Source organism: Romboutsia sp. (assembly GCF_035470145.1).
In the GTDB taxonomy this organism is placed as follows: domain Bacteria; phylum Bacillota; class Clostridia; order Peptostreptococcales; family Peptostreptococcaceae; genus Romboutsia_D.
This window is the reverse complement of record NZ_DATIRC010000287.1, coordinates 1-1,690: the sequence shown is the minus strand read 5'-3', so window position 1 is coordinate 1,690 and position 1,690 is coordinate 1. Positions and strand designations below refer to the sequence as shown.

Below are 1,690 nucleotides of genomic sequence, written 5' to 3'. Positions count from 1 at the left end.
AGCTTTAGCTTTTTTCATTTTATCTATTATAACTTTAGATGGATTTACACAATAAAGTTTTATACTTAATACTCCAAAGTCATTTTGGTAAACAGTTGCATAATTCTCATCGTAAAATTCTGATATAGATAAAAAGCTATGAACATCAAAATACAAATCTATTAATTCATCATTTTCTTCATTACTACTTGATAAATATTCATCTGCAGTTTTCAAAAACGCTCCTAGCAAATTATATATCTCTGTTGGAGGTTCACCTTCTATTAAATGCCTTTCATCTAATGCATCTAGTATTTTTAATTTTTCTTTAAAATATGAATTAACTTCATTAATAGCTCTAGTAAGTCTTTTGTCTTTTTTGCCCAAAAGCTTTTTTACTTTAATCAGTTTTTCTTGAATTATACTAGAAGAATACATATCCCTTGCTCTATCTACAAGGTTATGAGCTTCGTCTATTAAAAAAGTATAATCAGTAGTTTTTACATCAAAGAACCTTTTTAAATATACCCTTGGATCAAAGACATAATTATAATCACATATTATTACATCACTTAATAAAGTCAAATCCAAAGAAAGTTCAAATGGACAAAGATTATATTCTTCACTTATTTTATCTATATTCTCTCTACTGTAATCATCATATTTTATTAGGATTTCCTTTAGGGAATCATTTATCCTATCATAATACCCCTTAGCATAAGGACAATAATCTGGATTACAATTAGCTTCATCCATCTTACAAGCTTTTTCTTTTGCAGTTATAGTTACAGATTTTATATCTAATTTTTGTTTTCTCATCAAAGATATAGTATTTTGTGCTACTTCTCTAGTTATTGTTTTTGCTGTAAGATAAAATATTTTTGAAGTATGCCCTTCTCCCATTGCCTTAATAGATGGAAATAGTGCTGATATAGTTTTTCCTGTACCAGTTGGAGCTTGAGTAAAACACTTTTTATTGTCAGTTATACTTTTGTATACCCTTACTGCTAACTCTCTTTGACCTGATCTATAATTTTCAAATGGAAACTTTAGATTTTTTATAGATTTATTTCTTTTATCTATCCAATTATTTTCTATTTGAGCCCAATATTTATATTCATCAATAAGCCAAAAGAAAAATTCTTTTAATTCTTCAAACGTATATGTTTTTCTCAATATCCTAGTGGCTTTAGTTTCTATATTATAATAAGTTATTTGTATATCTATGCTTTCTAAATCATTTTGAACACAATATATATATCCATAACATTTTGCTTGTGCCCAGTGTAATGGATTGAAATCTTCATCTATTAAAAGAAGTTCCTTCGTTGTAGTTTTTATTTCATCTATTATTATCTTTTCATTTTCAATTAATATTCCATCTACTCTTCCTTCAACGTTAATATCTATATCTTCATATGTAAAACTATGCTTTAAGGAAACTTCTGCACTATAATTTTCTCCATATGATTTTTGAACTTTTTGATGTCCTCTTATACCTTCAATAGCTTTAACTGACCCTACATATCTATTATCAATACTTCCATTTCTCATTATGAATTCAACTAAACTTCTTATAGATACTTTAACTTCTTTTTTCATGTTAATTTCCTCGCACTTCTTACTAATAAATATATTTTATCATATATGGTTATCTGACAAATATAGAATCCTTTAAAATCTGTATAATTATAATTGTATAATATTTCTT

At 26.2% G+C, this 1,690-nt stretch carries 1 protein-coding gene; it reads right to left on the bottom strand.

The window, feature by feature from the left end:
- The coding region (locus tag VLM92_RS11805; protein ID WP_325276534.1) for a DEAD/DEAH box helicase at positions 1-1,581 on the bottom strand (1,581 nt) is incomplete at its 3' end.
- Between the last annotated feature and the right edge of the window lie 109 nt (positions 1,582-1,690).